The organism is Marinospirillum perlucidum (genome assembly GCF_003336805.1).
In the GTDB taxonomy this organism is placed as follows: Bacteria; Pseudomonadota; Gammaproteobacteria; order Pseudomonadales; family Halomonadaceae; genus Marinospirillum; species Marinospirillum perlucidum.
Genome location: NZ_QFWJ01000006.1, coordinates 81,826 through 107,670, shown reverse-complemented (window position 1 = coordinate 107,670; position 25,845 = coordinate 81,826). Strand labels below are relative to the sequence as shown.

Here is a 25,845-nt window from a genome sequence, read left to right as displayed (position 1 = left end):
ATTTGGTTTAGCTGGATGTCACTTAGGTAATGGAAAATCCAACGATTGAGATCGTTACATAGGTCGCGATTAAGAGGCTCCTATTGGCTGAGCTTATCAAAGCGCTAAATAAATTGGTCAAAGGGGTTTGTTTAGATGAGTTTTCTAAAGTTGCCCGAAAACTGCAAAGGCCGAGACTTTGCTGTCGGTGACCTTCATGGGCGGTTCAGTGAGTTTCAGGAAGCCTTACGCCTAGTTGATTTCGATCCGAGCCGAGACCGTGTCATTAGTTGTGGTGACTTCATTGATCGTGGGCCAGACTCTCTTGCTCTTGGTGCCCTCCTTGAGGAGCCCTGGTTTTTCTCGGTTCGGGGTAACCATGAGCAATTGTTTTTAGATGGTTTTTCTGGGTTTGTCGATCTAGCAGAAGACGAGAATCCGAGTACGCAAGAAGCGAAGGACTACATTCAGGGGGCAGGAGGCTATTGGGTACGCAAGGCACCCGAAAAAGAACTTTATAGGCTGCGTGACCGATTGAGGCAGCTTCCCTGGATTATTGAAGTCACTCACCAAGGACAGCGCTTTGTGATTGCTCATGCGGACTTGCCTGGGGGGCATCGGCTTGCACAAACTGACTATAGCCAGGCGGCTTCCTTGCTTGCTGACCCGGAAAAGAAGGAGCATGAACGCAGTTGGATGACCTGGGCCATTTACAAAGCCGCACTTGTATCCACTGACACCCTGAGCCATAGGATAGGAGGCGTGGACTACGCTTTATTTGGCCATACACCAGCGACCCGGATGACTGCTCTGGGCGCTTTTCATCGTTTTGAAAATCGAGTGTATATCGATGCGAGTTTTGTGCCCGCTGAGCTGATGCTGGTGGAGCTTGGGAAAATTAAAAATCTTCCGCTTTACCCTAGAGCTGAAAATGATGTGTTAGCCCAAAACAGGGTATGCATGACTGGCTTTTCTTATCCAGTTGACCTGCCAGGTGGCGGTACAAAAATGCTGGACTTATCCGGCGATGTAAGCCTGCCCGGTGGTGTACGAGTCAAGATGCGCACCGGATCTTATGAAGCCCTTTTCTTTCGACAGGATAACGATAGCGATCTGCCTCGAATTCGTGACCTTTTAAATCAAGCTCAAAAACAACCATTCAAACCTGGTTGGGAGTTGCGTGTACTCAGCAGTGAGCAAGATTTTGAGTGTCAACTCGTCAGTGAGAGCCATAAAAATAGCCCTGACTCGGCTGTACCTTATTATGCGAAAGATGCAGGGTTTAAAGTGTTATCGATTTCACGAAAGACGACTGCTTTTAGTCAGCCATGGTATCTGCGTGCGAAGCAAGCGGGTTTTGAAGAGAGAAGAATTTTGACCAGTAGTGATTCCCTTAATTTTTCACGAGAAAAAGACCGTTGGATGGTCGAAAAGGTCGCCAGTCTGGCACCCCTGATAATATATGGAAAGCACACCGTTTTTGATGAGCGTTTTTCTTCCTGGATCGAAGGTTTGCCTGAGAGAGGCATCCGGGCTGGCTGGTTTCCATCTGTTGATTCTAGCGCCAGTAAGATGCAACCAGTGCCGGATGGTTTGAGTAGTAATCCTGACGGCTTGTTTGTTTTTTATGCTGAAAAATACGCTCCAAATGAGCTTGGCTAAGGCGAGGCGCTTAGTTGATTGACCACTAAAAATCTCGGGACTGTTCAATCGCCGTTAAAAGGTCTTTGGCTTCATCAGCGAACTCGCCATCTTTCATGTGTTCTAATCGGGTAATTGCATCATCCCAATCAAAAAAACGAATAACATTGCTTTTAGCAAGAGGGTAGTAAACCTTGTCGCTCATTACCCAGCCTCTCAGGTGATTTAGGATACGAAGAAAGCCTTCGTCATTCTGGCTGTATTCTCTAGTCCAGGCTACAACAGCTTGGTCATCATTGGTTATGTTCATCCAGCCATACAAATAGGCAGAAATGTCGGGCAAACAGGGTATTTGCTCTTTTGTATCTTGCGAATTGAGACGTTCTTTCAGGATAGTGATTGCTTTATCCAGGATGGCGTTGGAGATTGCCCACTGTTCTGGTCTTTGGGCTTCCTTTCCTATTTTTCCATGAGCGATAAGCTGAAACCTGAAGAACTCTCCAACTAACCAATTGATGGCTTTTCCTTCACTTGCCATATATTCAATAGCCTCAAGCGGACTGCTCGGATTCAATTCGCTCAACTGCTTTAAGCATTTTTCTGCAACTTGAATGGCAATGCCACTAAGTGAAATAGCAAATGCACGGTGTCCGCCATCTTCTTTTATTGCTACATCCATCATGTCAGACAGTGCTTGGACGATGCCAAGCAGCTGCTTCTCGTCAAGATCTGATAAAAGCTGGTCATCTAGCCGATTTAGTACATGTTCAAACCATGTTCTGCCAGTTGTTCGGCGCTCCATAGCTAGTTCGTCAAGACAGGCGGTTAAATGAGCAGGGTCTGAGCGAGCCAGCTCTAATAGGCCGTCAAATTCATTGTCTGGCATTACAGTTTTTGGGCCGGTCAGCGCAAAATAAAACCGATAATGTAGCGGACTGCCAAGGCGCTTTAGCTCTATAGCATCTTTAATGCTGGAAGGATTGGTAGAGGCGAATACTCGTTTGTCGTCTTCATCCGAATTTTCGAGACCAGGAATGAAACGTTTTAAGTTCCAAATAGAATTGCCTGAATCTATGCTTTCTGAAGGTAATAGTATTTTTAACTCTTTCCCTATTTCTTCCCTTTCATCATTTGAAATTTTCGCATCCCCCGTGACCAAAACAGAGCGTAACGAAAGGTAACTCTCAAGCCACTGATATAACTTGTAGTTTGTGGTTTTTATCAAGTGCAATCGGCAAAAATCAGGGAAATATACATCATCTGTGACCTGTGGATATACGAAACGAATGCTATTCAAGGCAAGCTTAACTTCACGAGGCGTTGATAATCCCATGCCCACTCTGTCAACAGCCGATCTTAAGTCGTTGAGTAGTTTTCCCTCTATATGCTTACCCGTTATTTCACCGTAGATAGCTATAGCTTCATCCAGAAAATTAGAGCGAAGATCGAATGGCTCAGGAAGAGGAAGGTTGAAAGTGAGTTGCACTATTTTCTGAAGGTAAAGATCGCCGTCTGAGACTTTAAGGCCGCTCTCAAGTGCTTGAGCCAAAACTTCACGGTCATAGCACATCAGGTAAGCGACTCTTGGGAAATCAGCAACAGAGCGAACAAGTCGAACAACCTCAACCGCTTGCTCAGGTTCAAGGCGGTCAAGATCGTCAAGAATGACAACAAACCCAATATCGAGGTCTTTAATTTTTTCTGCTATTTCATGCTTTAACTCGGGAAGGGCGGGTACTGGAGTTGATAATTGATCTGCTGCGTTGGCGACTGCATCTGAAACACCTTTAACTGCTTGGGCTCCAGGAGCAAAGTATCCAGCAATTGCAGCAAGGGAAGAGATGCTGCGGGCTGTTTTAGAACCATAGGTGCGTATCAGTTGGCTGGCTGTAGTCACACTTTCTTTCAATCTGCCCGCAGTGCTGCAACTATTGGCAGCGATTTGGCTATCTAATATTGCTGCCATCGGGTCTAGTAAAGCTGAAACCAGCGGTGAAGAATCTCCGTTCAACCATGGAGCAATTGTAATTGTATGAACATTTTCACCATCGTTAGCAGCAAGCTCAGCACGAAGAAAGTTTAAAAGTGACGTTTTTCCTGAGCCCCAGGGGCCTTCTAGCCCAATGACTATGCCATCACCTTTAGATGCTTGAACGATTGAAGGGGCAAGCTTTTTAGCCATACCAACGAAGCCGAATTGGTCTTTTTCTTTGTCTTCAAGTGCACGGTCAGTATCCAAAATTGTAGTCATCAGTTATCCAGTAAAAAGTTTTTGTAAAGCATGCATTTGGGTTGGAACTACTGACCAGATTAATCAGAAACCAGCCTGGAATCGATACCTGATTTTGTCGGGATGTCTTTCTCTGTTGCGACGCTGCCTGACACTTGCCTTGATTTGGTTTAGCTGGGTGTCACTTAGGTAATGGAAAATCCAACGATTGAGATCGTTACCTATGTCACAATCGGGATTCAAGCAGTCCACTGCATTTGTGTCACGGTGAAATCGCAGCTCTAGGAAAGCATGTTCTAATGGTGTTAAGAAAAAAAAGGTAAAAGATCCTTGATCTTTACTAAATTCTTTACTAAATTATTAGTTGTAAGACAAATGACTAGAAAAGAAGGTGCCTACATGATTTTAGAAAGATACCAGGTAAACCTAACCCTTCTGAAATGCACCTGAGAGTGTCATGTAAAGATAATGCTCTAAGAGCCTGCTTTAGCAGGCTTTTTTTATGGCTGCAAAAAGTGCCTGTTCTGCGGTTTGCATTTTATAGACGACCGGTCTATATTCGTCGTTATGCAAAATTCAGCTTCCCAACCCCGGCGCGGGCGTCCCAGAAAACAGCCCGCTAGTGATGAAGATACCCGTGCAGCGCTGATCCGCAGTGGAACAGAGTTGCTCACGGAACAGGGTTTCTTTGCCTCGGGGCTGGATGCCATCCTACGCCGGGTAGGGGTTCCCAAGGGATCTTTCTATTATTACTTTGCCAGTAAGGATGCCTTTGGCCGAGCGGTACTGGAGCACTATGGTGCCTATTTCGCCCGCAAGCTGGATCGTCATCTGCTCAATGACGCCCGTCCGCCCTTGGAGCGTATCCAGGATTTTGTCGAGGATGCGGCCGCTGGCATGCAGCGCCATGATTATCGCCGTGGTTGCCTGGTGGGCAATCTGGGGCAGGAAGTCAGTCTCTTGCCCGAGGACTATCGCAGTCTGCTGACGGCTATTCTGGAGTCCTGGCAAAAAAAACTGGCAGCCTGTCTGGAAGCCGCTAAGGTTAAAGGAGACTTGGCCGAAGGGGCTGATACTCGCCTGCTGGCAGAGGCTTTCTGGATTGGCTGGGAAGGCGCAGTCATGCGGGCGCGGCTGGAAGCTTCGCCCCGGCCACTCACTACTTTTTTGACCGCTTATCTGCAGGGGCTGCCCCGATAGTTTTTTGCGGTTATTTACTAGACGATCGGTCTAAAATAGAGGAGACAACAGATGTTTAAAGGTATTCTGATTGAAAAAACCGAAGACGGGCAGAAAGCCAGTGTGCAGACGCTGGAAGAATCCCAGTTGCCTGAGGGCAATGTCACCCTAAGGGTTCAGGCCAGTACGCTGAACTACAAGGATGGTCTGGCGATTACCGGCAAGGGTCCGGTCGTGCGCAGCTTCCCCATGGTGCCGGGCATTGATCTGGTCGGCGAGGTGGAAGAATCCACCAGTGATGAATTTAAAAAGGGTGATGCGGTGCTCCTGAATGGCTGGGGTGTGGGTGAAAAGCACTGGGGTGGCCTGGCTGAAAAAGCTCGCCTGGATGCTGATTGGCTGATTCCCAAACCCGAAGCTTTTACCGCTGAACAGTGTATGGCTATCGGGACGGCCGGTTACACGGCCATGCTCTGTGTCTTGGCGCTTGAGCGTCAGGGTGTAACCCCTGATCAGGGTGATATTCTGGTTACAGGTGCCAATGGCGGTGTCGGTAGCTATGCCATCGCTCTATTGAGCCAGCTGGGCTATCGCGTGGTGGCTTCCACGGGGCGTCCCGAGGAAGCTGATTACCTGCGCGAGCTGGGTGCTCAGGACATTATTGATCGCAAGGAGCTTTCCGAACCGGGTCGTCCTCTGGGCAAAGAACGCTGGGCGGGTGCTGTGGATTCCGTTGGCAGTCATACCCTGGCTAATGTTCTGGCCTCCACTCGCTACGGTGGCACCGTGGCAGCCTGTGGTCTGGCCCAGGGGATGGATCTGCCTGCGAGCGTGGCTCCCTTCATTCTGCGCGGCGTTACCCTGGCTGGTATTGATAGCGTGATGCGACCCAAGGCTGACCGGATTGAAGCCTGGCAGCGTTTGGGTGAACTGCTCAAGCCAGAGCAGTTGGATGCCATCACTCGCAGTATCAGCCTGGAAGAAGCCGTGGATACAGCTTCAGATCTGCTGGCCGGTCAGGTCCGTGGCCGGGTGGTGGTCAAGCTGGATTAATGTATTGCAGACCCAAGCCAGGGAGGGCTTGAGGTTGATAGGCAAAGCTTAATCTATTGATAGATATTTTTTGCTACTTATTTTTTATGGATAGGTTATCCTAATTATTGATTTCAAATTGATTCCTTTGAAACCTCTGATCAACCCCTTGCGCTGGTTGATTCTGCGCTCATAAGGTAAATCAGCAGCTCCCTAACCCTAATTAGGTGTACCTATGACCATTGCACAAAGACTATATCTGGGCTTCGGCCTGATAATGTTAATGATTATTGTTATCACTCTGGTCGGGGTCTTCAAGGTCAGCGTGGTCGATTCGACCTTGACCCAGGTGAATGACGTGGATACTCGCAAACAAAGATTTGCGATCAATTTTCGCGGTAGTGTCCATGATCGCGCCATCGCCATTCGTGATGCCGTTCTGGTAACCAGGCCGCAGCAACAGCAGCAATTCTGGCAGCAGATCGACGAACTGGATGCCTACTACCAGGAGGCAGCCCAGGGTATGGAGCGGCTTTTTTCCCGCTCTGCCAAGGTAACCCAGAAAGAAAAAGACCTACTGGCACAAATCGAGGTCATCGAGACCAGGACCCAGGCCTTGACCCAAAACACTCGTGATCTTCTTGCCGAGGGGCGTCAGCAGCAGGCTCGTGACTTTGTGCTGGATGAAGTTTCCCCCGCCTATACAGCCTGGTTGGCAGCCGTCAATGCCTTTATCGACTATCAGGAAGAGCAGATTCAGGAAGATGTCAGCTATGTGCGCGAAGAAACCGGTGGTTTTCAGACTCTGATGCTAATCGTGGCTGCAGTGGCTCTGGTCATCGGGGTGCTGGTCAGTCATCGTCTGGTTTCCCGTTTGACCCGCATGATCGGGGGAGAGCCGGAAGTAGCCGCACGGATTATCCGCCAGGTGGCAGAAGGCGATCTCACCCAGCAGATTCCCAGTCGTTATCCGGATAGCATCATGGGTGCCGTCGCCAGTATGAGTCAGCAACTGGCCGGCATTATCCAGGGCGTGACCCAGACAGCCAACAAACTGGCCGCATCAGCTGAACAGCTGCAAGCTACCGCCGGGCGTAACCAAGAATTGACGGAAAGTCAGCGTGAACAGACTGAACAGGGGGCTGCAGCCATCAATCAGATGTCAGCCACGGTTCAGGAAGTGGCCGGTCACACAGCAGAAGCCGCCCAGTTGGCTCGTACAGCAACCCGTGAAACCCTGTCCGGGGGTGAAGAGGTCAAGCAGACCCTGGCCAGTATCAATGAACTGGCTGCCCAGGTGGAAAAAGCCGGTGAGGTCATCGACCAGCTATCAGCTGACAGTACGGAAATCGGCACGGTAATGGAAGTGATTGAGAATATTGCCGAGCAGACCAACCTGCTGGCGCTGAATGCGGCCATTGAAGCGGCGCGCGCCGGTGAGCATGGACGTGGATTTGCTGTGGTGGCGGATGAGGTCAGAGCCCTTGCCAGCCGGACCCAGGACTCCACACGGGATATTCAGCAGCGAATTGAGCGGATGCAGACTAGCGCTCAGGGCGCCGTAGAAGTAATGGAGCAGGGACGCCAGAAAGCTGCTGAAAGTGTTGCGCAGGCACGTCGTGCTGGAGATTCTCTGGGTGTGATTGAAAATTCCGTCTCGGCAATTAACGACATGAATACCCAGATTGCCAGTGCTACAGAAGAGCAGTCGGCCGTGGCTGAAGAAATTAATCGTAATTTCAGCAGTATCACCGCTGCTTCTGAAGAAGCTGCCAGTGGCATGCAGCAGACAGTCACAGCCAGCCAGGCTCTGTCATCGCTGGCGCTGACACTGCAGGAAAGCGTCAAACGCTTCCGCGTTTAAGCGGGAGTCTTGGCCAGGGTGAAGCAGAAAACGCTGCCCTGGCCATTTCCTTCTGATTCGATCCAGATCTTGCCGCCATGGCGCTCCACGATCTTGCGGCAAATGGCCAGGCCAACCCCTGTGCCTTCATATTCATCCCGGCTGTGCAGGCGTTGGAATACCTTGAACAGGCGTTGTGACTGGTCTTCAGAGATGCCGATGCCATTATCCCGGACACGAAAGAACCAGGTGTCTTCGCGCTCATCAGCAGAGATCTCTATTTCGGGCTGCTGATCAGCGGGCTGGTACTTGAGGGCATTGCTGACCAGGTTCTGGAAGAGGCGAACGATTTCATTGCCGCTAGCCAGTAGCTGTTCGGGCCAGTGCCCCCGGAAGTGGATAGCTGCACCGCTATCACGAATGCTGGGGCTCAGATAGTTGAGGGCTTCTTCGGCCAGTTGGCGGATATCGACTTCGGCCAGGGGTTCGCCTTTGCGTCCGACACGGGAGTACTCCAGCAGGGATACCAGCATCATGTCCATACGTTGGGCACCATCCCGGATAAAATGCATAAACAGACGAGTATCCTTGTCCAGATGCTGTTCCAGCCGCTTGTTGACCAGGTCAGTATAGCTGCGAATCATACGCAGGGGTTGGCGCAGGTCGTGCGAAGCCACATAAGCAAACTGTTCCAGTTCTTCGTTCGAGGCCTGAAGAGCTGCAGCCTGATTCTGGAGTTGCTGTTCAGCATCCTTGCGCTTCTGAATGGTCAGGCTGGTACCCAGAATTCTCTGAGGGCGCCCTTCGTGGGTGTAATCCACCACCTGTCCCCGTGCCTGTTGCCATTGCCACTGGCCGCTTGCGGTCAGGGCGCGGTATTCCACTTCAAAAGGCTGGTTGTTGCGGATGCGCTCTCTGGTGGTTTGCATCACTCCGGGCAGGTCTTCGGGGTGAACCAAGGCATACCAGGCCTGATCATTGAGGGCAAAGGCATCCACTGCATAGCCCAGTTGTTGCCAGGTTTGTTGATCCCAGGTTAGCTCGCCGCTATCCACGCGCAGATCCCAGACACCAATACCGGCGGCTTCCTTGGCCAGGCGGTAGCGCTCTTCCTTTTCAATCAGGGTGACCAGGGTCTTGTGGCGCTGATGAATAACCCGGGAAAGACCGAGAAACAAGAAGCTGGCAAGAATAAAAGCCGCTCCCCAGCGCCAGGCTTCCTGCTCCCGGTAGAGAGCAATATCCGCCAGGGTCGGTTCCAGGTTTTCGGAGATAAACACCACCAGCGGCCAGCCGTTAACTCGTCCGTAAGCCAGTTGCCGCACCTTCTGATCGAAGGGTGAGGTGATGCGGGTTAAATGGTTGGCTTCAACCGGCCCCTGATGCTGAGCCAAAACGGGAGAATTTTGAGTCGGTGCCGAGGCCAGCCAAGGCAAGCGAAAATAGATCTCTCCATCCAGGTGGGCCATAACTGTCGCATGAGCGCCTTCACGGTTGACCAGTCCACGTAGGTCACTGGCCAGGGCTTCAAGATCGATGGCCAAAGCCAGGACACCATCAAATTCACCCTCAGGCGTATGCAAAGGTTTGCTCAGGGCTACAAAAGGCAACTGTTCATTGCTGCGCGAAACCAGCGGTTTGGATAGAAAAATGCGATTGGATTCGTGGTGTTGCTGATGCCAGGTGAAATAGCGTCGATCCGATAGGTCCGGGTTTTCATTGGGGCGGCTGAAAACTCGAGTCTGGCCTTCGGCATCCAGCCAGATCAAGGCCAGGATTTCGGGGCTGGGCGCCTTGCGGGCTAGCATGGCTTTCTTGAGTTGGTCGTCGGTTAGCTGGGTGGTGTTAATGACCTGCTCTATTGCCAGCAGGACTCTCTGCATTTCCTGCAATTTGGCCACGACCAGGGATTTTTGCAGTTCCAGTAGGGCCTGGGTGTGTTGTTCGCTGCGATTGATGGCTTCTTCTTTATAACCTTCAACAGACGTGCGATAGGTATGCAGCAGGAGCAAGCTGGACAGCAACCAGCAGAAAATCAATAGTGGTAGCAGAAGGCGGGAAAACTGGGTGCCTTCATTCATGCGGGTTAGCAGGGTCCATTTATGCATACAAAACTTTTAACCGGCTGATCGAATAACTGGCTCGGGATGATGGGTGTTCAAAGGAGTTGTTGGTTGTTGCAAGGCTAGTTCAGTTCTTGTTATCTCACCAACTTATAACCCGCTGAGATTCATCGGTATCCACATGAACTGAGTTTATCTTAGCTGAGGTTGGCGTCATAATGATTTTTTAGTTGTTGAATCGGGATGCGAATCTGCTTATGAATTTACCCCTTTCGGCTTTTGCTGTAGCGACGGGTGCCGGTATGGGTGCGTTGGTGCGCTGGTGGCTGGCGCTCAAATTCAATGCCAGCCTGGCGACTCTCCCGCTGGGCACTCTTCTGGCCAATCTTGCCGGGGGCTATTTGATTGGTCTGGCCCTGGCCTTTTTTGCTCAGCATCCCCAGCTATCACCGGAATGGCGGCTGCTTCTGGTCACCGGCCTGCTTGGAGGGCTGACCACCTTCTCCACTTTTTCTGCAGAAGTTGTTTACCTGTTGCAGGAAGGGCGCTGGGGTTGGGCTTTCTCGGCCACAGCCTTGCATCTGCTCGGCAGTCTGATCATGACGTTTGCCGGGGTTTGGACCTTTAATGGTCTTCGTGCTCTAGCCTAGAAGCCAGGTGATGACTTCCGGGGCTGCCTAACGCTCTTACCAGATAAAAAAACCGGGCCCTGAAGGCCCGGTTTGGTTTGCAAACTACTTACTGAGCTGCCTGGGCTTTCAACTCCAGACGGCGGCGGTGCAGAACCGGCTCAGTGTAACCACTGGGCTGGGCGCAGCCTTCAATCACCAGTTCCTTGGCCGCCTGGAAGGCGATGGACTGATCAAAGTTGCCGTGCATGGGCTGGTAGGCAGGATCACCGGCATTCTGCTCGTCCACTACCTTGGCCATGCGCTGCAGCGTTTCGATAACCTGCTCTTCACTGCAGATACCGTGATGCAGCCAGTTGGCAATGTGTTGGCTGGAGATACGCAGAGTGGCGCGGTCTTCCATCAAGCCGACGTTGTTGATGTCGGGCACCTTGGAGCAGCCCACGCCCTGGTCGATCCAGCGAACCACATAGCCGAGAATACCCTGGGCATTGTTGTCCAGTTCCTGCTGGATTTCTTCAGCAGACCAGCTGGGATTTTCCGCGACCGGAATGGTCAGAATAGCATCCAGATTGGCACGGGTCCGCGACTTCAGTTTCTCCTGAACTTCAGCAACATTGACCTGGTGGTAATGCAGGGAGTGGAGGGTTGCTGCCGTGGGCGAAGGAACCCAGGCGGTGTTGGCGCCGGATTTGGCGTGACCGATTTTCTGTTTGAGCATTTCACCCATCAGATCGGGCATGGGCCACATGCCTTTACCGATCTGGGCACGGCCCTTGAGTCCGCATTCCAGTCCGATGTCCACGTTCCACTGTTCATAGGCTTGAATCCAGGCAGAGGTCTTCATGTCGCCCTTGCGAATCATGGGGCCTGCTTCCATGGAGGTGTGCATCTCGTCACCAGTGCGATCCAGGAAGCCGGTGTTGATGAAGACGACCCTTTCCTTGGCGGCGCGAATGCATTCTTTCAGGTTAATGGTTGTGCGGCGCTCTTCATCCATGATGCCCATTTTCAGGGTAAAGCGCTCCAGGCCCAGGAGGTCTTCGACCTTGGCGAACAGCTCGTTGGAGAAGGCCACTTCTTCAGGGCCGTGCATCTTGGGCTTAACAATATAAACACTGCCGGTGCGCGAGTTGTTCAGACGGCTGTTGCCGAGCAGATCATGCTTGGCCGCCAGACTGGTTACGGCACAGTCAAGAATACCCTCGGGGATTTCCGAACCGTCCTTGAGCAGAACCGCTGGGTTGGTCATCAGGTGGCCGACGTTACGTACAAACATCAGGGAGCGGCCATGCAGCTTCACCGGCTGACCATCGACACCCGTGTATTCGCGGTCGGCATTCATGGTGCGGGTAAAGGTCTTGCCGCCCTTGCTGACGTCTTCTTCCAGGTTGCCCTGCATCAGGCCCAGCCAGTTGCTGTAAGCCAGTACCTTGTCTTCGGCATCAACGGCAGCAACGGAATCCTCGCAGTCCATGATGGCGGTCAAGGCCGCTTCCATCAGCAGATCCTTGACGCCGGCAGGGTCGGTTTGACCGATGTGGTGACTGGGATCAATCTGCAGTTCAAAGTGCAGGCCGTGATGCTGGAAGAGGATGCCGCTGGGTGCTGAGGCATCGCCGGTATAACCGAGCAGCTGGTCAGCGTCTTTCAGACCGGTGGTGCTACCGTCTTTCAGGCTGACCTGCAGTTGACCGTCCACCAGTTGGTAACCAGTGGAGTCCTTGTGGCTGCCCTGGGCCAGGGGTGCGCTCTGGTCCAGAAAATCGCGTGCAAAAGCAATAACCTTTTCACCGCGCACGGGGTTGTAACCGGGGCCCTTTTCAGCGCCGCCGTCTTCAGGCAGGGCATCGGTGCCATAGAGAGCATCATAGAGGCTGCCCCAGCGTGCATTGGCGGCATTCAGAGCAAAGCGAGCGTTGGTAACAGGAACCACTAGCTGAGGGCCGGCCTGGCGGGCAATTTCATCATCGACTTGGGTCGTGGTGGCCTGGAAGGCTTCGCCTTCCGGCAGCAGGTAGCCGATTTCTTTCAGGAAGTCTTTATAGGCAGCAAAATCAAATTTATTCTGCTTGTGCCAGGTGTCAATTTTGCTTTGCAGGTCATCGCGCTTTTGTAAAAGCTCGCGATTTTTGGGTGCCAGTTCGTGTACCAGCTTATCCAGCCCGGACCAGAAAGCTTCGCTTGTAACTCCACTACCTGGGATGGCTTTCTCATTAACAAAGTCGTAAAGTTCTTTGGCGACCTGTAAGTCACCTGCTTGAACGCGATCGGTCATGGAAAATCGCCTCTTTTTTGGGGGTTGATCAATAACGTAACCTGAAGGAATTTGTTGTAAACTGACCGCTATTACGGCGAGTTTTGTAGTAAATTTTCAGGAACTTACAAGTTGTTGAAGCAAGAAGATACAGGATTTCAACGGGAAAAACACCCGCCTTTAGACGAACAGAGAAGAAGCCGAATGCAGCCCCCTGTTTTTCATGTACAACTGCGTTTATGGCCGGATTCTTTTGCTAACCGTCAGTGGCAGAAAGAACTGCCGGCAGACCTGCTGGAGTATCTGCATTTTTATAAAATGGCCACACCCGAGGCCCCCACGGTGAAAGAGGCCAAGGCAGGTTGGGTGGAAGTCGAAGGCCTGCGTTGCTGGTTGCAGGCTTACCGGCCACAGACTGAGACTTCGCAAGCGGGTACGCTTTTGCATCTGCATGGTTACTATGACCATGGTGCGCTCTATCCCAGCTTGCAGCAGTGGGCCCTGCAAAAGGGTTTGCACTATCTGGCGGTGGATTTGCCCGGCCATGGCTTATCCAGCGGTGCTCGGGCCAGTATCCGGAATTTTAACCTGTATCAGCAGCTGCTGGCCGCCTTGCTTGAAGAATTGGAACAGGGCGATTTCCCACGTCCCTGGTTGGTGACGGGTTTTTCCACCGGGGGTGCCATCGCCCTGGAGCAGTTGCTGACACGTCCGCGTTTTGATGCTGTGGCCCTGCTGGCGCCCCTGATTCATCCCCTGGGCTGGGTGGGTATAAGACGCTGGCTGCCCTGGGTGAGCCTTCTGTTCAAGGAGTTGCCACGTAAGTACCGGGCCAATTGCCATAATGAGGAATTCCTGCAGCTGGTGAAGGAGAAGGACCCCATGCAATCCCAGCGTCTTTCACTAACCTGGGTCAAGGCGCTGGCCCGCTGGATTCCAAGAATTGAAAAGAGCCCCCCCTGTGGAGAGGTAGTCATGATTATCCAGGGTGAGGGGGATACCACCGTGGATTGGTCGTATAATCTGAGCGTTTTGAACAGGCTGTTGCCCGAAGCCCAGGTGGTGCTCTTACCCGATACCGGTCATCAGTTGTTGAATGAAGAAGAGAAAAGACGCCAGGCAGTGTTTAAACACCTAGACCTCTGGCTGGAAAATGTAAATACTAGAGCCTTTTAGCAATGGCCCTTTTACTCGTGTGGAGATAAGCAATGAAAAAGTATTTGATGGCGGGTCTGGTTTTGGCGGCTCTGGCCCTGACTGGTTGTGCTTCCAGTATTGAACAGACTGCAGAGGATGCAGCTAGAGCCCAGCAGGAAAGAAGTGACCGCTTGCAGAGAGATCATCGTTCTGCCACTGATCGCCTGGATCAGCAGGTCAACTAAAGGCACCCTCCCTGGCACCTTCCAAGATAGCAGCTTCTGATCAGAAGAGAACGCGACTGCGAATGGTGCCTTTTACATCCTTCAGCGCTTCCAGCGCCTGCTGGCTGTATTCCACATCGACATCGACAACAACGTAGCCGACTTTTTCATTGGTCTGCAGGTATTGGCTGCAGATGTTGATGCCGTTTTCGGAAAGCACGCGGTTGATTTCGGAAAGCACGCCGGGAATATTCTCGTGAATATGCAGCAGACGATGCTTGCCGGGGTGCGATGGCAGGGCGACTTCCGGGAAGTTGACGGCAAAGGTGGTCGTGCCGTTATCACTGTAGCGAATCAACTTCTCGGAGACTTCCTTACCGATATTGGCCTGGGCTTCCAGGGTGGAGCCGCCGATATGCGGTGTCAGGATGACATTGTCGAGACCGCGCAGAGGGCTGACAAACTCATCATCATTACCGCGAGGCTCAACCGGGAAGACATCGATCGCAGCACCGGCCAGATGCTTGGACTTGAGAACATCGGCCAGATCCTCGATCACCACGACCGAGCCGCGTGAAGCATTGATCAGGTGAGCGCCGGGTTTCATCTTGCGCAGTTGTTCACCGGTGATCATCCAGCGGGTGGATTCCAGTTCGGGAACATGCAGAGAAACGATATCGGACATGCCCAGGAGTTCATCCAGGGTTTCCACTTGGTGGGCATTACCCATAGCCAGCTTGGTGACCACGTCATAATAGTAGACTTCCATGCCCAGGCCTTCGGCCAGCACAGACAGCTGGGAGCCAATGTTGCCGTAGCCGACAATACCCAGCTTCTTGCCGCGCAGCTCATAGCTACCCTCGGCTGATTTCAGCCAGCCACCTTCGTGGCAGGAAGCACTCTTGTGGGGAATGCCGCGCATCAGCATGATCATCTCACCCAGAACCAGTTCCGCCACGGAGCGGGTATTGGAATAGGGCGCATTGAAAACAGGGATGCCACGAATCAGGGCTGAATAGAGCTCTACCTGATTGGTGCCGATGCAGAAGCAGCCAACAGCGACCAGCTTCTTGGCCGCAGCAAAGACTTCTTCAGTCAGCTGGGTGCGCGAACGGATGCCGATAAAGTGAGCATCTTCCACGGCCTTGAGCAGATCGGCCTCGGACAGGGATTTGGGATGATATTCAATGTTGGTGTAACCATTGGCTTTGAAGTTGTCCACTGCGGTTTGGTGAACGCCTTCAAGCAGCAGGATCTTGATCTTGCTTTTATCCAGAGAAGTGGTTTTAGCCATGAAGCGAGAGTCCGTGATAGGGGTGACTGACAGATGGAAAAACTTGCACCAAGCAAGCCAGCTTTAAAGAAGCTATGTTAACATAACCGGCCAGAGAATTAGCCTGTATTAAGCTGAAAATGGCTAAATTTTAACCTGTATTTTATTCATTATGACATAGATAGGAAGCCTCTGATTAACGTGATGAGCGCCGGTTAGACAAGGCGGAATTGAACGAAAAAGCGGAGTTTACAGCGGGTAAATGAGCATTTAGAGGTCAATTTCAACACAGTATAATCAAGCGCAATAGTTAATCTGAGGTTTCATAGCTGGTCGGGCAGGCAAGGCTTTACAGCGGAGAAGATAATGACACCTGAGCAAATCAAACAAGCAATCGAAGAGCAGATCGGTGCCGATAAGGTACGCCTGGACGGTGAAGCCCTGGAAGTCTACGGGCGTGACTGGACCAAGATACATGCCCCGCGTCCACGTGCCATTGCTTTTCCACGCTCGACTGAAGATGTTCAGGCCCTGGTCAAGTTTGCCCGTGAAAACCAGATCGCCCTGGTGCCCTCCGGTGGGCGTACCGGTCTTTCCGCTGGTGCGGTGGCGGCCAATGACGAACTGGTCATCGTTATGGATTATATGAACAAGGTCGTTGACTTTAATGCAGTGGATCGCAGTGTGACGGTTCAAGCGGGCATGATCACCGAGCAGTTGCAACAGTTTGCTGAAGAACAGGAGCTCTACTACCCGGTGGATTTTGCGTCTGCAGGCTCCAGCCAGATTGGTGGCAACATCTCCACCAATGCCGGGGGGATCAAGGTTATCAAATACGGCATGACCCGTGACTGGGTGCTGGGTCTCAAGGTAGTGACCGGCGAAGGCGAAGTGCTGGAGCTGAACAAGGGCCTGATCAAGAACAACACCGGCTATGACCTGCGTCACCTGTTTATCGGTGCCGAAGGCACGCTGGGAATTATCACCGAGGCGACCATCAAGCTGACCCGTCCACCTCGGGATCTGACCGTCATGGTTCTGGGAACCCCCAGCATGCAGGATGTCATGCAGGTGCTCAAAGCCTTCCAGGCTGAAGTGGATCTGACCGCTTTTGAATTCTTCTCCGAAAATGCCCTGGAAAAAGTCACTCGCCATCATCAGCTGCAGCGTCCTTTTGATTCCAGCACTGACTACTATGCCCTGCTGGAATTTGAAGCGGAAAACGAAGCCGTGATGGATACTGCCATGCAGGTTTTTGAAAAATGCATGGAAGAAGGCTGGGTGGAAGATGGTGCTATCAGCCAGAGCGAAGCCCAGGCTCAGAGTCTGTGGAGTCTGCGCGAATTTATTTCCGAAACCATCAGCCATGAAACCCCCTACAAGAATGACCTCTCCGTAGTTATCTCCCGGGTTCCCGAATTCCTCAAGGAAGTGGATGATTTTGTCCAGGAAACCTATCCGGACTTTGAGGTGGTCTGGTTCGGTCATATCGGGGATGGCAACCTGCACCTGAATATCCTCAAGCCTGCGGATATGGACAAGGATGCCTTCTTTGATAAGTGCCACCACGTCAGTGACAAGGTCTTTGCCATTACCCAGCAGTATGGTGGCAGTGTCTCGGCTGAACATGGTGTGGGTATGGTCAAGAAGGATTTCCTGCATTTCACCCGCAGCCAGCAGGAGTTGGCTTATATGAAAGCCATCAAGCAGGTGTTTGATCCTGACAATATTATGAACCCCGGTAAGGTGCTGGATCTCAAGTAATAGGGCAGGAAAAGACAGCGTGAATGAGGGCGCGAGCATGGCAGGCGAGCAGGACTTTGAGCAGCAATTGCAGGAGCTGGAACAACTGGTGACCCGTATGGAAGCTGGCGATCTTTCGCTAGAGGCTTCCTTGCAGGCTTTTGAGCGGGGGGTGCAGCTTACGCGCTCCTGTCAGCAGTTGTTGAATGCAGCCGAGCAAAGAGTCAGCCGCTTGCAGGAGGCTCAGGGAGATGTGAGTTTTGAACCTCTGGACATTCAGGGATCGCAGGACGCATGAAGCTTTTGAATAATCTGGCGGCCAGCAGCCGTCAAAGGGTTGATTCTGGCCTGGAATCCTTGCTGCAACAGGCGGGGCCGGATGCACGCCTGCAGGAGGCGCTGAGTTACAGTCTGCTTAATGGTGGTAAACGCCTACGTCCCCTACTGGTTTATGCGACGGCCCAGGCGCTGGGGGCTGACGCTGAAGTAGGCGATGCCCCGGCCATGGCGGTCGAGTTGATCCATGCCTATTCTCTGGTCCATGACGATCTGCCTGCCATGGATGATGATGACCTGCGTCGCGGTCGACCGACCTGTCATAAAGCCTTTGATGAAGCCACGGCCATTCTTGCCGGTGATGCTCTCCAGACTCTGGCCTTTCAGGTGCTGGCTGGCAGTCAGCATCCCGCCGCTTTGGACATGCTGGCTTCTCTGGCCCAAGCCAGTGGCCCTCAAGGTATGGTGGGTGGCCAAATGTTGGATTTACAGGCAGAAGGCCAGGCACTAACCTTGCCGCAATTGGAGACCCTGCACCGACACAAAACCGGTGCCTTGATCCGCTGTGCCGTACGCCTGGGTGGTCTGGCCGCCGGAGCTGATCAGGCCACACTGGATCGCCTGGATGCCTATGCCTCTGCTCTGGGGCTGGCTTTCCAGGTTCAGGATGACCTTCTGGATGTTAAAGGGGATGCCGCTACCCTGGGCAAGAATACCGGGGCCGATGCCCTGCATCACAAGGCAACCTATCCAGGCTTGCTGGGGTTGACCGGAGCCGAGCAAAAAGCCCAGGATCTGATCCGGGAAGCCAAGGCCAGTCTGGAACCGCTGGAGGGCGATTGGACCTTCCTGTTGGAGCTGGCTGATTGGTGTATTGAGCGTGACCACTAACTTATTTAATTAGAGCTGACCTTTCATGTTTGATGCCCTGCCTGCTGAGCGTCCGGAAACTCCTTTGCTGGATCAGATTCAGAGTCCGGCGGATTTGAAAAAACTCTCTGAACGCCAGTTGACCAGTCTGGTGCGGGAAGTTCGCTCCTGGTTGCTCTGGAGTGTTAGCCAGACAGGTGGTCATTTTGGTGCCGGTCTGGGCGTTGTTGAGCTGACACTGGCGCTGCATAGTGTATTTGATACGCCGGAAGATCGCCTGGTCTGGGATGTGGGCCACCAGGCCTATCCTCATAAGATACTGACCGGTCGCAAGGAAGAGCTTTTGACCATCCGCCAAAAAGATGGCCTGGCGGCTTTTCCCAAACGCAGTGAATCGGAATACGATGCCTTTGGCGTGGGCCACTCCAGCACTTCGATTAGTGCTGCTTTGGGTATGGCGATTGCAGCTCGCAACCAGGGCAGTAAGCGTCGCAGTATTGCTGTGATCGGTGATGGTGCCCTGACCGCAGGCATGGCCTTTGAAGCCTTGACCCATGCCGGTCACGTGCAGGCCAATCTCTTGGTCATTCTCAATGATAACGAGATGTCCATTTCCGAGAACGTGGGCGGCCTGGCTACCTACTTATCCCGTCTGCTGGTCAGTGAGCCCTATAACCATCTGCGTGAAAACAGTCGCAGGGTTTTATCCAAACTGCCCCTGGCCTGGGAGCTGGCGCGCAAGACCGAAGAACAGGTCAAGTCACTGGTGACGCCCGGCACCCTTTTTGAAGAGCTGGGTTTTAATTACCTGGGGCCAATCGATGGCCACAATCTGCCCGAACTCTTGAGTACACTAAAAAAACTCAAACATCTTAGCGGCCCGCATTTTCTGCATGTGGTCACCAAGAAGGGCAAGGGCTTTATTCCTGCTGAAGCTGATCCCATTGGCTACCATGCTTTGACCAAGCTGGAAAAACCCGTCAAACCACTGGAAACGCCCCCGCCGCAACCGGTCAAGAAGAAGCCCAAGTATTCCAATATTTTTGGGCAATGGCTGTGTGATATGGCGGCTGAAGATGAACGCCTGCTGGGGATTACTCCGGCCATGCGTGAAGGCTCGGATCTGGTTGAATTTTCCCGGCGTTTTCCTGAACGCTACTTTGATGTGGCCATTGCCGAGCAGCATGCTGTGACCCTGGCTGCGGGCATGGCCTGTGAAGGCATGAAGCCGGTCGTGGCCATCTATTCCACTTTTCTGCAAAGAGCCTACGATCAGTTGATTCATGATGTGGCGGTACAAAAGCTGGATGTACTCTTTGCCATAGATCGTGCCGGGGTAGTCGGTGAAGACGGCCCCACCCATCACGGTACGCTGGATGTCTCCTACCTGCGCTGTGTGCCGGAAATGGTGGTGATGGCACCGGCCGATGAGCAGGAATGCCGCCAGTTGCTGACGACGGGCTATCTCTATTCCGGCCCGGCAGCAGTGCGTTATCCACGCGGTACCGGTCCTGGTGTAGAGCCGGATCGGGCCTTAACGCCCCTACCGCTGGGCAAGGGTGAGGTCAGGCGTCAGGGCAAGAAGCTGGCCCTGCTGGCTTTGGGTAGCCTGGTGCCTACGGCAGAAAAAGTGGCCGAGCAATTGGATGCCACCCTGGTTAACCTGCGCTTTGTGAAGCCGTTGGATAAAGACCTGCTGCTGGAAATGGCTGCCAGTCATGATGCGCTGGTGACCCTGGAAGAAAACGCGATCATGGGTGGGGTGGGTAGCGCCATCAATGAGTTTTTTGCCGACCAGGGATTACAGCCTGCAATTCTCAACCTGGGGATTCCCGATCTCTGGGTCGATCAGGGAACTCCCGCCGAGCTTCTGGCCTCCTGCGGGTTGGATGAAGCCGGTATTCTGGCCGCTATCCGTCAGCGCTTTCCCGACTCGTCCTGTTAGCCAGTAGAGGCGCATAGCCTTCACGATAACTGGGGTAGCGGAAATGAAAACCGCTGGCGCGAAGCTGGCGATTGCTCAGCTTTTTGTTGCCGCCACGGCTGGGTAGCCGGTCACCGGGGCGGGGCAGTATCCCCAGCTGATGGGCGAGCCAGTGGGTCACTTCCTGCAGCGGGGCCGGTTCACAGTCGGTCACCACATAGGTTTCCTCGATAGCCTGATCTGCCGCATCCTGCTGCATTAGATGGCAAACGGCACGGGCACCATCTTCGATATGAATGCGGTTGGAATACTTGAGGGGTTCCTGGGGTGGAAAACGGCCTTCACGTACCTGACGAATCAATCTTTCCCGTCCTGGCCCATAAATGCCTGAAAAGCGCAGGCAGGTCACCGGCCAGGGACTCTGATACAAGAGTTCTTCCCCCTGTAATAACAGTTGCCCGGTGTAGGCTTCCGGGCAGGTGGGGCTGGCTTCATCCACCTCTTCCCCCTGGGTCTGGCCATAGACGCCGCTGGAAGAAATAAAAAAGATGCGTTTGGGCGAGATTTTCTGTCGGATCAGACTGGTGATCATCGCCTGAACACCCTCCAGGTAGGCTTGCCGATAGGCTGCCGGAGAGGAGTCATCCGCCGAGAGGGCATAAACCAGATAATCCACCTGGGGAAGTTGAGGCGCTGCCTGGGGCAGGGTCCAGGCCAGCGGGCGAAAATCGGCATCCAGGCGGTGGAGTGAGCGTCTGGCTGCCCAGACCTGATGCCCCTCTTCAACCAGCAAGCGGCCCACTCGACTTCCCAGGTCACCACACCCCAGAATCAAACACTGCATTACCTGCTCCATAGCTATATAGGATAACTTTCTGTTAGCTTGATTATTTAAATTTATGATGCATACTTAATTTCAGGTTTTCACGTGACCCGGGTGCTTCTCAGTTGACCGGCCCGAAGAGGATGTCGATATACCATGACACTGACCGAGTTGAAGTACATCGTAACCCTGGCTCAGGAAAAGCACTTCGGGCATGCCGCCGAACGCTGTTTTGTCAGTCAGCCCACCCTGAGTGTAGCGGTAAAAAAACTGGAAGACGAGCTGGGTGTTGCTCTCTTTGAGCGCAGTAAAAGTGCTGTTCAGTTAACGCCCACCGGGGAAAAAATCGTGGCCCAGGCTCGCAAGGTGCTGGAACAGGCTGCTTCCATCAAGGAAATGGCGCAATTGGGTCGGGATCAGCTCACTTCTCCTCTGCGCCTCGGGGCTATCTACACCATCGGTCCTTATCTGTTTCCGCATCTGGTTCCTGCTCTGCGTGAGCAGGCTCCCAAGATGCCGCTCTATATCGAAGAAAACTTCACTGCTGTTTTAAGACGTAAACTGAGAGCCGGTGAGCTGGACGCCATCATCATTGCCCTGCCTTTCACTGAAGCCGATGTGGTCACCCGTTCACTCTACGATGAACCTTTTGAAGTCCTTCTGCCACAAAAGCACGCCTGGGCCAGTCGCCCCCGGGTGCCTATCGAGGATTTGACCCGGGAAAAACTGTTGATGCTGGGTGAGGGTCATTGCTTTAGGGACCAGGTCATCGAAGCCTGTCCGGCTCTAGAAGCCAACCTGAAAAATCCCGAGCAAACCCTGGTTGCCGAAGGTGGTTCTCTGGAAACCATACGTCACATGGTGGCCTCCGGTTTGGGAATCACGGTTTTGCCACATTCGGCCATCGGTACCAGCCATTATGCACCGGATGTTCTGGTCACCCGGCCTTTTGAAGATCCGGTGCCTTCACGGACGGTTGCCGTTGCCTGGCGTACCAGTTTCCCTCGTCCCAAGGCCATCGAAGCGCTGGTTCAGGCTGTCGGGCAATTCAAGCAGGCCTGAAATGGCGGCCCTACCGCTACAGGAAGTAACGGTCACCCAGCTTAAGGGAGTGGGCCAGGCCCTGGCTGATCGTCTGGCTCGCCTGGGGATTCATCATCTGCAGGATCTTCTCCTGCATTTACCTCTACGCTACGAAGATCGTACCCGTATCAGTCCTTTGGGCAGCCTGAGAGTCGGCAGTACAGCCGTTATTGAAGGCGAGGTGGTGAATAGTCATCTGGGTCAGGGAAGAAGGCGCAGTCTTCTGGTCCGATTGCGAGATGCCACCGGCTCAGTGGGTCTGCGTTTTTTCCACTTTTCTGCTTCCATGAAGCAGCAGTTGCAACCAGGCTTACGTCTACGTTGCTATGGTGAGGCTCGCCCAGGTGCCAGTGGCCTGGAGTTTTACCACCCCGAATTTCAGGTCTTGCGGGATGACCTGCCGCCGCCTCCACTGGAACAACAACTCACACCGGTTTACCCGGTGACCGAAGGTCTGCAGCAAAAACGCCTGCGCCAACTGGTGGCCCAGGCGCTGGACTTTCTGGAGCAGCGCCCCCTGGATGAACTGCTGCCGGCTTCGCTTCTGGACCAGACGCATCTACAGGGATTGCGGAGCTGGTCGGTTAATCAGGCTTTACGCTACTTGCATTACCCCGATTGCCAGGCCGATCTGGAAGCTTTGGCTGCGGGTCAGCATCCGGCGCAGAAACGGCTGGCGCTGGAAGAGTTGTTGGCCCAGCAATTGGGGATGCTGTTATTGCGGCAGAAAACGCGGGAAGAAAGTGCGCCGCCGCTAACAAAATCAGCAGGGCTGCTGGAACAGCAGCTACGTGAAGGACTGCCCTTTGCGTTAACAGGAGCTCAGGAAAGGGTATTGGCTGAAATCAATCGGGATTTAACTGATCCTCATCCCATGTTGCGGTTGGTTCAGGGGGATGTGGGATCGGGAAAAACCCTGGTGGCAGCCCTGGCGGCCCTGAAGGCTTTGGCCAATGGCTATCAGGCCGCTTTGATGGCTCCGACGGAACTACTGGCTGAACAGCATTACCACAACCTCACGGCCTGGTTGCAGCCTTTGGGTATCCAGGTGGACTGGCTGGCGGGCAAAATGAAAGGCAAGCAGCGCCAGACGGCTCTGGAGCAGTTGGCCTTGGGAGAAACCCAGTTGCTGGTGGGAACCCACGCACTTTTTCAGGAAGAGGTGGTTTTTTCACGGCTGGCTCTGGTGATCATCGATGAACAGCACCGTTTTGGCGTGCATCAGCGACTGGCACTGAGAAACAAAGGCGGGAGCGAGGGACTGCTGCCCCATCAGTTGGTGATGACGGCAACACCCATCCCGCGAACCCTGGCCATGAGTGCTTATGCCGATCTGGATGTGTCCGTCATTGATGAGTTGCCGCCTGGGCGCAAACCCGTGACCACCCTGGCACTTCCCGATAGCCGCCGTCCGGAAGTGATTGCCCGCTTACGCCATGCCTGTCAGGAGGGGCGTCAGGCTTATTGGGTCTGTCCCCTGATTGAAGAATCGGAAGTGCTGGAATGCCAGGCTGCTGAAGTAACCTGCCAGGAATTACAGGAGGCCTTGCCAGAGTTGAAGGTGGCGCTGGTGCATGGGCGGATGAAACCGGCTGACAAGGGCCGTATCATGCAGGCTTTCAAGGAAGGCGAATATCAGCTTCTGGTAGCCACTACGGTCATCGAAGTGGGGGTGGATGTACCCAATGCCAGCCTGATGATTATTGATAATGCCGAACGCCTGGGATTAGCGCAATTACATCAGTTGCGGGGCCGGGTAGGGCGGGGTTCCACCGCCAGTTTTTGCACCCTGATTTATCATCCTCCTCTATCCAGTCAGGGACGCGAGAGACTCCAGGCCATGCGCGAAAGCAGTGATGGTTTTTATATTGCCCAGAAGGATCTGGAAATCCGCGGGCCGGGTGAGCTGCTGGGGACGCGTCAGACCGGTGAGATCGAGCTGCGTCTGGCCAACCTGAAAAGAGATGCCCATTTGCTCGAAGGCCTCAGGCCTTTGGGAGAGCGTCTGCTTGAGGAGCAACCACTTTTGGCCCGGCAACTCCTGGCTCGTTGGCGGGGGGATAGTCTGCGTTTTTCCCAGGTTTAACTCTCAGTTATAGCGGTTATAATGACTGGCTTTTGCCAGCCTTAACTCGACTTTCTGGCTGTCAGGGCTTAACCTACAGACTGGATTACCCAAGATTTTTTGGATCTTTACCTTTCTACTGATCCATCTGAAGGAGCAGCCAATGAAGCAGGGTGCCATGACTATTAAGCCAACTTATTCCATTACCGATTTGAACAATGAACCCCTTGCCCAAAGGCGCGTTCCCCGCAGCCATGCCAGCCCCAACCAACTACTGCGCAGTACACTACTTCAGGCCGTAGATGGTTTCAGTCTGCAGGCTGCTTATCCAGCCCATTGCCTTCTGGACTTGCAGAAGCTCAATGCTGGCGGTACCGATTGGCGGGCCCGTTCACCGGATTATCGCCAGAGCCTCTTGCGTGATCTCAAGGTGAAATCCTTGCCAGCCCTGCCTGGGGTGCTGCCTATGCCCCTGTGTGTGGATCTGCGTTATCTGGAAACAGACTGGGTGTTTGTAGAATCCGGTGATCCGGAATACCTGCTGCGCTTTACCCGCGATGAGTTTGTTCAACTAGTGGCGGATTCGGATACTGAAGAAGAAGACTTTTCCGTTCCCCTGACCGAGGCTCGCCCCAATCTGGATTATCCTCAACGGGATGAAACCGAAATCCGCTCAGCTGTTGAGGCGATTACTCAGCAACGAGTTCGGGCACGTTTGAGTGAGTCTATTGAAATTGCGCCCTTGCCTTTAAGCTCCCAGCGTTTGCTGACCCTGCAAACCAAGGAGGATGTTAGTGGCACCGAGCTGGCCCGGGTGATCGAAATGGATCCCAGTCTGGCTTCTCAGGTGATCAGCTGGGCCAATTCGCCCTACTACGGCGCACCCGGGAGTATCCGCTCGATTCAGGATGCTGTTATTCGGGTTCTGGGTTTTGATCTGACTATGAATCTGGCCTTGGGGTTGGCCATGTCCCGCCAAATCCGTCTGCCCAAGGATGGTGTTCACGGGCATAGCCACTTTTGGCGGGATGCCCTGATGCGGGCTCTGTTGGTGGAAAAGCTGGTCAAGAAGATTCCTCCCCTGGCGCGCCCCTATGCCGGTATGGCTTATCTGGCGGGCTTGTTACATAACTTTGGTTATCTGGTGCTGGCAGAGGTCTTTCCGCCCTATTTTTCCCTCTATTGCCGCAATCAGGAAGCCAACCCTCACGTGCCGCCAATGTATCTGGAGCGTTTTTTGTTTGGCATTACCCGGGAACAGATTGCCAGCTACCTGTTTACCACCTGGGGTCTGCCCAATGAAATGTGTATTGCCATTCGCCAGCAGCACAATCCGCATTACACGGGGTCCCACTTCAAGTATTCCAACCTCTTGTATCTGGCACATCAATACATGCATCCCCAGTGGGAGCAGCAGATTACCCGGATTCCTGCGGCCGTTTATGAGCGTTTGCAGCTGGAGCCTGAAGCAGCACTGGAAGCTCGTGCCGAACTGGATTCAGTACCTGATAAAGCCATGGAGGACTTCGTCCGCATGCTGGAGTCCAGCACCAAACGCTAACCGGGGCTGAAAG

19 protein-coding genes are annotated in these 25,845 nt (G+C 53.3%); 14 read left to right on the top strand and 5 right to left on the bottom strand.

Annotated elements, in window-relative coordinates:
- Positions 1 to 135: 135 nt before the first annotated feature.
- Positions 136 to 1,641: a metallophosphoesterase gene (locus DFK18_RS09440; RefSeq protein WP_114418017.1), complete on the top strand. Its 1,506-nt coding sequence runs from the start codon at positions 136 to 138 to the stop codon at positions 1,639 to 1,641.
- Positions 1,642 to 1,666: 25 nt separating this feature from the next.
- Here the strand turns inward: DFK18_RS09440 and DFK18_RS09435 are convergent, their stop codons facing one another.
- Positions 1,667 to 3,871: a P-loop NTPase fold protein gene (locus DFK18_RS09435; RefSeq protein ID WP_114418016.1), complete on the bottom strand. Its 2,205-nt coding sequence runs from the start codon at positions 3,869 to 3,871 to the stop codon at positions 1,667 to 1,669.
- 546 nt (positions 3,872 to 4,417) lie between these two features.
- Between DFK18_RS09435 and acuR the strand changes: the two genes are divergently transcribed.
- From acuR to DFK18_RS09420, 3 genes are all read left to right on the top strand, one after another.
- Positions 4,418 to 5,050: an acrylate utilization transcriptional regulator AcuR gene (gene acuR / locus DFK18_RS09430; RefSeq protein WP_114418015.1), complete on the top strand. Its 633-nt coding sequence runs from the start codon at positions 4,418 to 4,420 to the stop codon at positions 5,048 to 5,050.
- 51 nt (positions 5,051 to 5,101) lie between these two features.
- The gene (acuI, locus tag DFK18_RS09425; protein WP_114418014.1) at positions 5,102 to 6,082 is read left to right on the top strand and encodes an acrylyl-CoA reductase (NADPH); all 981 of its coding nucleotides are present in this window, start codon (positions 5,102 to 5,104) and stop codon (positions 6,080 to 6,082) included.
- A gap of 214 nt (positions 6,083 to 6,296) precedes the next feature.
- A complete protein-coding gene (locus DFK18_RS09420; protein ID WP_114418013.1) occupies positions 6,297 to 7,925 on the top strand; it encodes a methyl-accepting chemotaxis protein in 1,629 nt (542 codons plus the stop codon).
- Here DFK18_RS09420 and DFK18_RS09415 read toward each other — a convergent pair.
- Positions 7,922 to 10,012: an ATP-binding protein gene (locus DFK18_RS09415; protein WP_114418012.1), complete on the bottom strand. Its 2,091-nt coding sequence runs from the start codon at positions 10,010 to 10,012 to the stop codon at positions 7,922 to 7,924. The two genes, DFK18_RS09420 and DFK18_RS09415, sit on opposite strands and share 4 nt — an antisense overlap.
- Before the next feature lie 212 nt (positions 10,013 to 10,224).
- On the opposite strand from DFK18_RS09415, the gene crcB reads away from it, so the two are divergent.
- Positions 10,225 to 10,617, top strand: a complete 393-nt coding sequence (crcB, locus tag DFK18_RS09410) for a fluoride efflux transporter CrcB (RefSeq protein WP_114418011.1) — start codon at positions 10,225 to 10,227, stop codon at positions 10,615 to 10,617.
- An 88-nt stretch (positions 10,618 to 10,705) separates the two neighbouring features.
- On the opposite strand, the gene DFK18_RS09405 is transcribed toward crcB, so the two are convergent.
- Positions 10,706 to 12,874 (bottom strand): malate synthase G, encoded by a 2,169-nt coding sequence (locus DFK18_RS09405; RefSeq protein ID WP_114418010.1) that lies wholly within the window; start codon positions 12,872 to 12,874, stop codon positions 10,706 to 10,708.
- 183 nt (positions 12,875 to 13,057) lie between these two features.
- Here DFK18_RS09405 and DFK18_RS09400 point away from each other — a divergent pair, with 183 nt between their 5' ends.
- The gene (locus DFK18_RS09400) at positions 13,058 to 14,029 is read left to right on the top strand and encodes an alpha/beta hydrolase (RefSeq protein WP_114418009.1); all 972 of its coding nucleotides are present in this window, start codon (positions 13,058 to 13,060) and stop codon (positions 14,027 to 14,029) included.
- Positions 14,030 to 14,061: 32 nt separating this feature from the next.
- Positions 14,062 to 14,235, top strand: a complete 174-nt coding sequence (locus DFK18_RS14500; RefSeq protein ID WP_162299747.1) for a hypothetical protein — start codon at positions 14,062 to 14,064, stop codon at positions 14,233 to 14,235.
- A gap of 40 nt (positions 14,236 to 14,275) precedes the next feature.
- Here DFK18_RS14500 and serA read toward each other — a convergent pair whose 3' ends face one another.
- Positions 14,276 to 15,508, bottom strand: coding sequence for a phosphoglycerate dehydrogenase (gene serA / locus DFK18_RS09395; protein WP_114418008.1), 1,233 nt, complete (start codon positions 15,506 to 15,508; stop codon positions 14,276 to 14,278).
- A gap of 345 nt (positions 15,509 to 15,853) precedes the next feature.
- On the opposite strand from serA, the gene DFK18_RS09390 reads away from it, so the two are divergent.
- From DFK18_RS09390 to dxs, 4 genes are read left to right on the top strand one after another with little or no spacing between them, the layout of a single operon-like run.
- Complete coding sequence (locus DFK18_RS09390) at positions 15,854 to 17,251, top strand: FAD-binding oxidoreductase (RefSeq protein WP_114418007.1); 1,398 nt, start codon at positions 15,854 to 15,856, stop codon at positions 17,249 to 17,251.
- A 19-nt stretch (positions 17,252 to 17,270) separates the two neighbouring features.
- A complete protein-coding gene (locus DFK18_RS09385; protein WP_425451594.1) occupies positions 17,271 to 17,528 on the top strand; it encodes an exodeoxyribonuclease VII small subunit in 258 nt (85 codons plus the stop codon).
- The gene (gene ispA / locus DFK18_RS09380; RefSeq protein WP_114418005.1) at positions 17,525 to 18,397 is read left to right on the top strand and encodes a (2E,6E)-farnesyl diphosphate synthase; all 873 of its coding nucleotides are present in this window, start codon (positions 17,525 to 17,527) and stop codon (positions 18,395 to 18,397) included. The genes DFK18_RS09385 and ispA overlap by 4 nt, the downstream gene beginning before the upstream one ends.
- Positions 18,398 to 18,422: 25 nt before the next feature.
- Positions 18,423 to 20,321 (top strand): 1-deoxy-D-xylulose-5-phosphate synthase, encoded by a 1,899-nt coding sequence (gene dxs, locus DFK18_RS09375; RefSeq protein WP_114418004.1) that lies wholly within the window; start codon positions 18,423 to 18,425, stop codon positions 20,319 to 20,321.
- On the opposite strand, the gene DFK18_RS09370 is transcribed toward dxs, so the two are convergent.
- Entirely contained in the window at positions 20,287 to 21,144 is an 858-nt protein-coding gene (locus DFK18_RS09370; protein ID WP_162299746.1) for an NAD-dependent epimerase/dehydratase family protein, read from the bottom strand. The two genes, dxs and DFK18_RS09370, sit on opposite strands and share 35 nt — an antisense overlap.
- 135 nt (positions 21,145 to 21,279) lie before the next feature.
- Between DFK18_RS09370 and DFK18_RS09365 the strand changes: the two genes are divergently transcribed.
- The 3 genes from DFK18_RS09365 (at position 21,280) to DFK18_RS09355 (ending at position 25,832) form a co-directional block, all read left to right on the top strand.
- Positions 21,280 to 22,185 carry a hydrogen peroxide-inducible genes activator gene (locus DFK18_RS09365; protein WP_114418002.1) on the top strand — a complete coding sequence of 302 codons (906 nt, stop codon included), beginning with the start codon at positions 21,280 to 21,282 and terminating at the stop codon, positions 22,183 to 22,185.
- Position 22,186: 1 nt separating this feature from the next.
- Positions 22,187 to 24,292 (top strand): ATP-dependent DNA helicase RecG, encoded by a 2,106-nt coding sequence (recG, locus tag DFK18_RS09360; RefSeq protein WP_114418001.1) that lies wholly within the window; start codon positions 22,187 to 22,189, stop codon positions 24,290 to 24,292.
- Positions 24,293 to 24,449: 157 nt separating this feature from the next.
- Positions 24,450 to 25,832 (top strand): HDOD domain-containing protein, encoded by a 1,383-nt coding sequence (locus DFK18_RS09355; protein WP_162299745.1) that lies wholly within the window; start codon positions 24,450 to 24,452, stop codon positions 25,830 to 25,832.
- Positions 25,833 to 25,845 lie beyond the last annotated feature (13 nt).

Bases quoted from the DNA above. Each gene is read 5' to 3' on its own strand.
- DFK18_RS09440 (WP_114418017.1), top strand. From the start codon at position 136: ATGAGTTTTCTAAAGTTGCCCGAAAACTGCAAAGGCCGAGACTTTGCT.
- DFK18_RS09435 (WP_114418016.1), bottom strand. From the start codon at position 3,871: ATGACTACAATTTTGGATACTGACCGTGCACTTGAAGACAAAGAAAAA.
- acuR (WP_114418015.1), top strand. From the start codon at position 4,418: ATGCAAAATTCAGCTTCCCAACCCCGGCGCGGGCGTCCCAGAAAACAG.
- acuI (WP_114418014.1), top strand. From the start codon at position 5,102: ATGTTTAAAGGTATTCTGATTGAAAAAACCGAAGACGGGCAGAAAGCC.
- DFK18_RS09420 (WP_114418013.1), top strand. From the start codon at position 6,297: ATGACCATTGCACAAAGACTATATCTGGGCTTCGGCCTGATAATGTTA.
- DFK18_RS09415 (WP_114418012.1), bottom strand. From the start codon at position 10,012: ATGCATAAATGGACCCTGCTAACCCGCATGAATGAAGGCACCCAGTTT.
- crcB (WP_114418011.1), top strand. From the start codon at position 10,225: ATGAATTTACCCCTTTCGGCTTTTGCTGTAGCGACGGGTGCCGGTATG.
- DFK18_RS09405 (WP_114418010.1), bottom strand. From the start codon at position 12,874: ATGACCGATCGCGTTCAAGCAGGTGACTTACAGGTCGCCAAAGAACTT.
- DFK18_RS09400 (WP_114418009.1), top strand. From the start codon at position 13,058: ATGCAGCCCCCTGTTTTTCATGTACAACTGCGTTTATGGCCGGATTCT.
- DFK18_RS14500 (WP_162299747.1), top strand. From the start codon at position 14,062: ATGAAAAAGTATTTGATGGCGGGTCTGGTTTTGGCGGCTCTGGCCCTG.
- serA (WP_114418008.1), bottom strand. From the start codon at position 15,508: ATGGCTAAAACCACTTCTCTGGATAAAAGCAAGATCAAGATCCTGCTG.
- DFK18_RS09390 (WP_114418007.1), top strand. From the start codon at position 15,854: ATGACACCTGAGCAAATCAAACAAGCAATCGAAGAGCAGATCGGTGCC.
- ispA (WP_114418005.1), top strand. From the start codon at position 17,525: ATGAAGCTTTTGAATAATCTGGCGGCCAGCAGCCGTCAAAGGGTTGAT.
- dxs (WP_114418004.1), top strand. From the start codon at position 18,423: ATGTTTGATGCCCTGCCTGCTGAGCGTCCGGAAACTCCTTTGCTGGAT.
- DFK18_RS09370 (WP_162299746.1), bottom strand. From the start codon at position 21,144: ATGCAGTGTTTGATTCTGGGGTGTGGTGACCTGGGAAGTCGAGTGGGC.
- DFK18_RS09365 (WP_114418002.1), top strand. From the start codon at position 21,280: ATGACACTGACCGAGTTGAAGTACATCGTAACCCTGGCTCAGGAAAAG.
- recG (WP_114418001.1), top strand. From the start codon at position 22,187: ATGGCGGCCCTACCGCTACAGGAAGTAACGGTCACCCAGCTTAAGGGA.
- DFK18_RS09355 (WP_162299745.1), top strand. From the start codon at position 24,450: ATGACTATTAAGCCAACTTATTCCATTACCGATTTGAACAATGAACCC.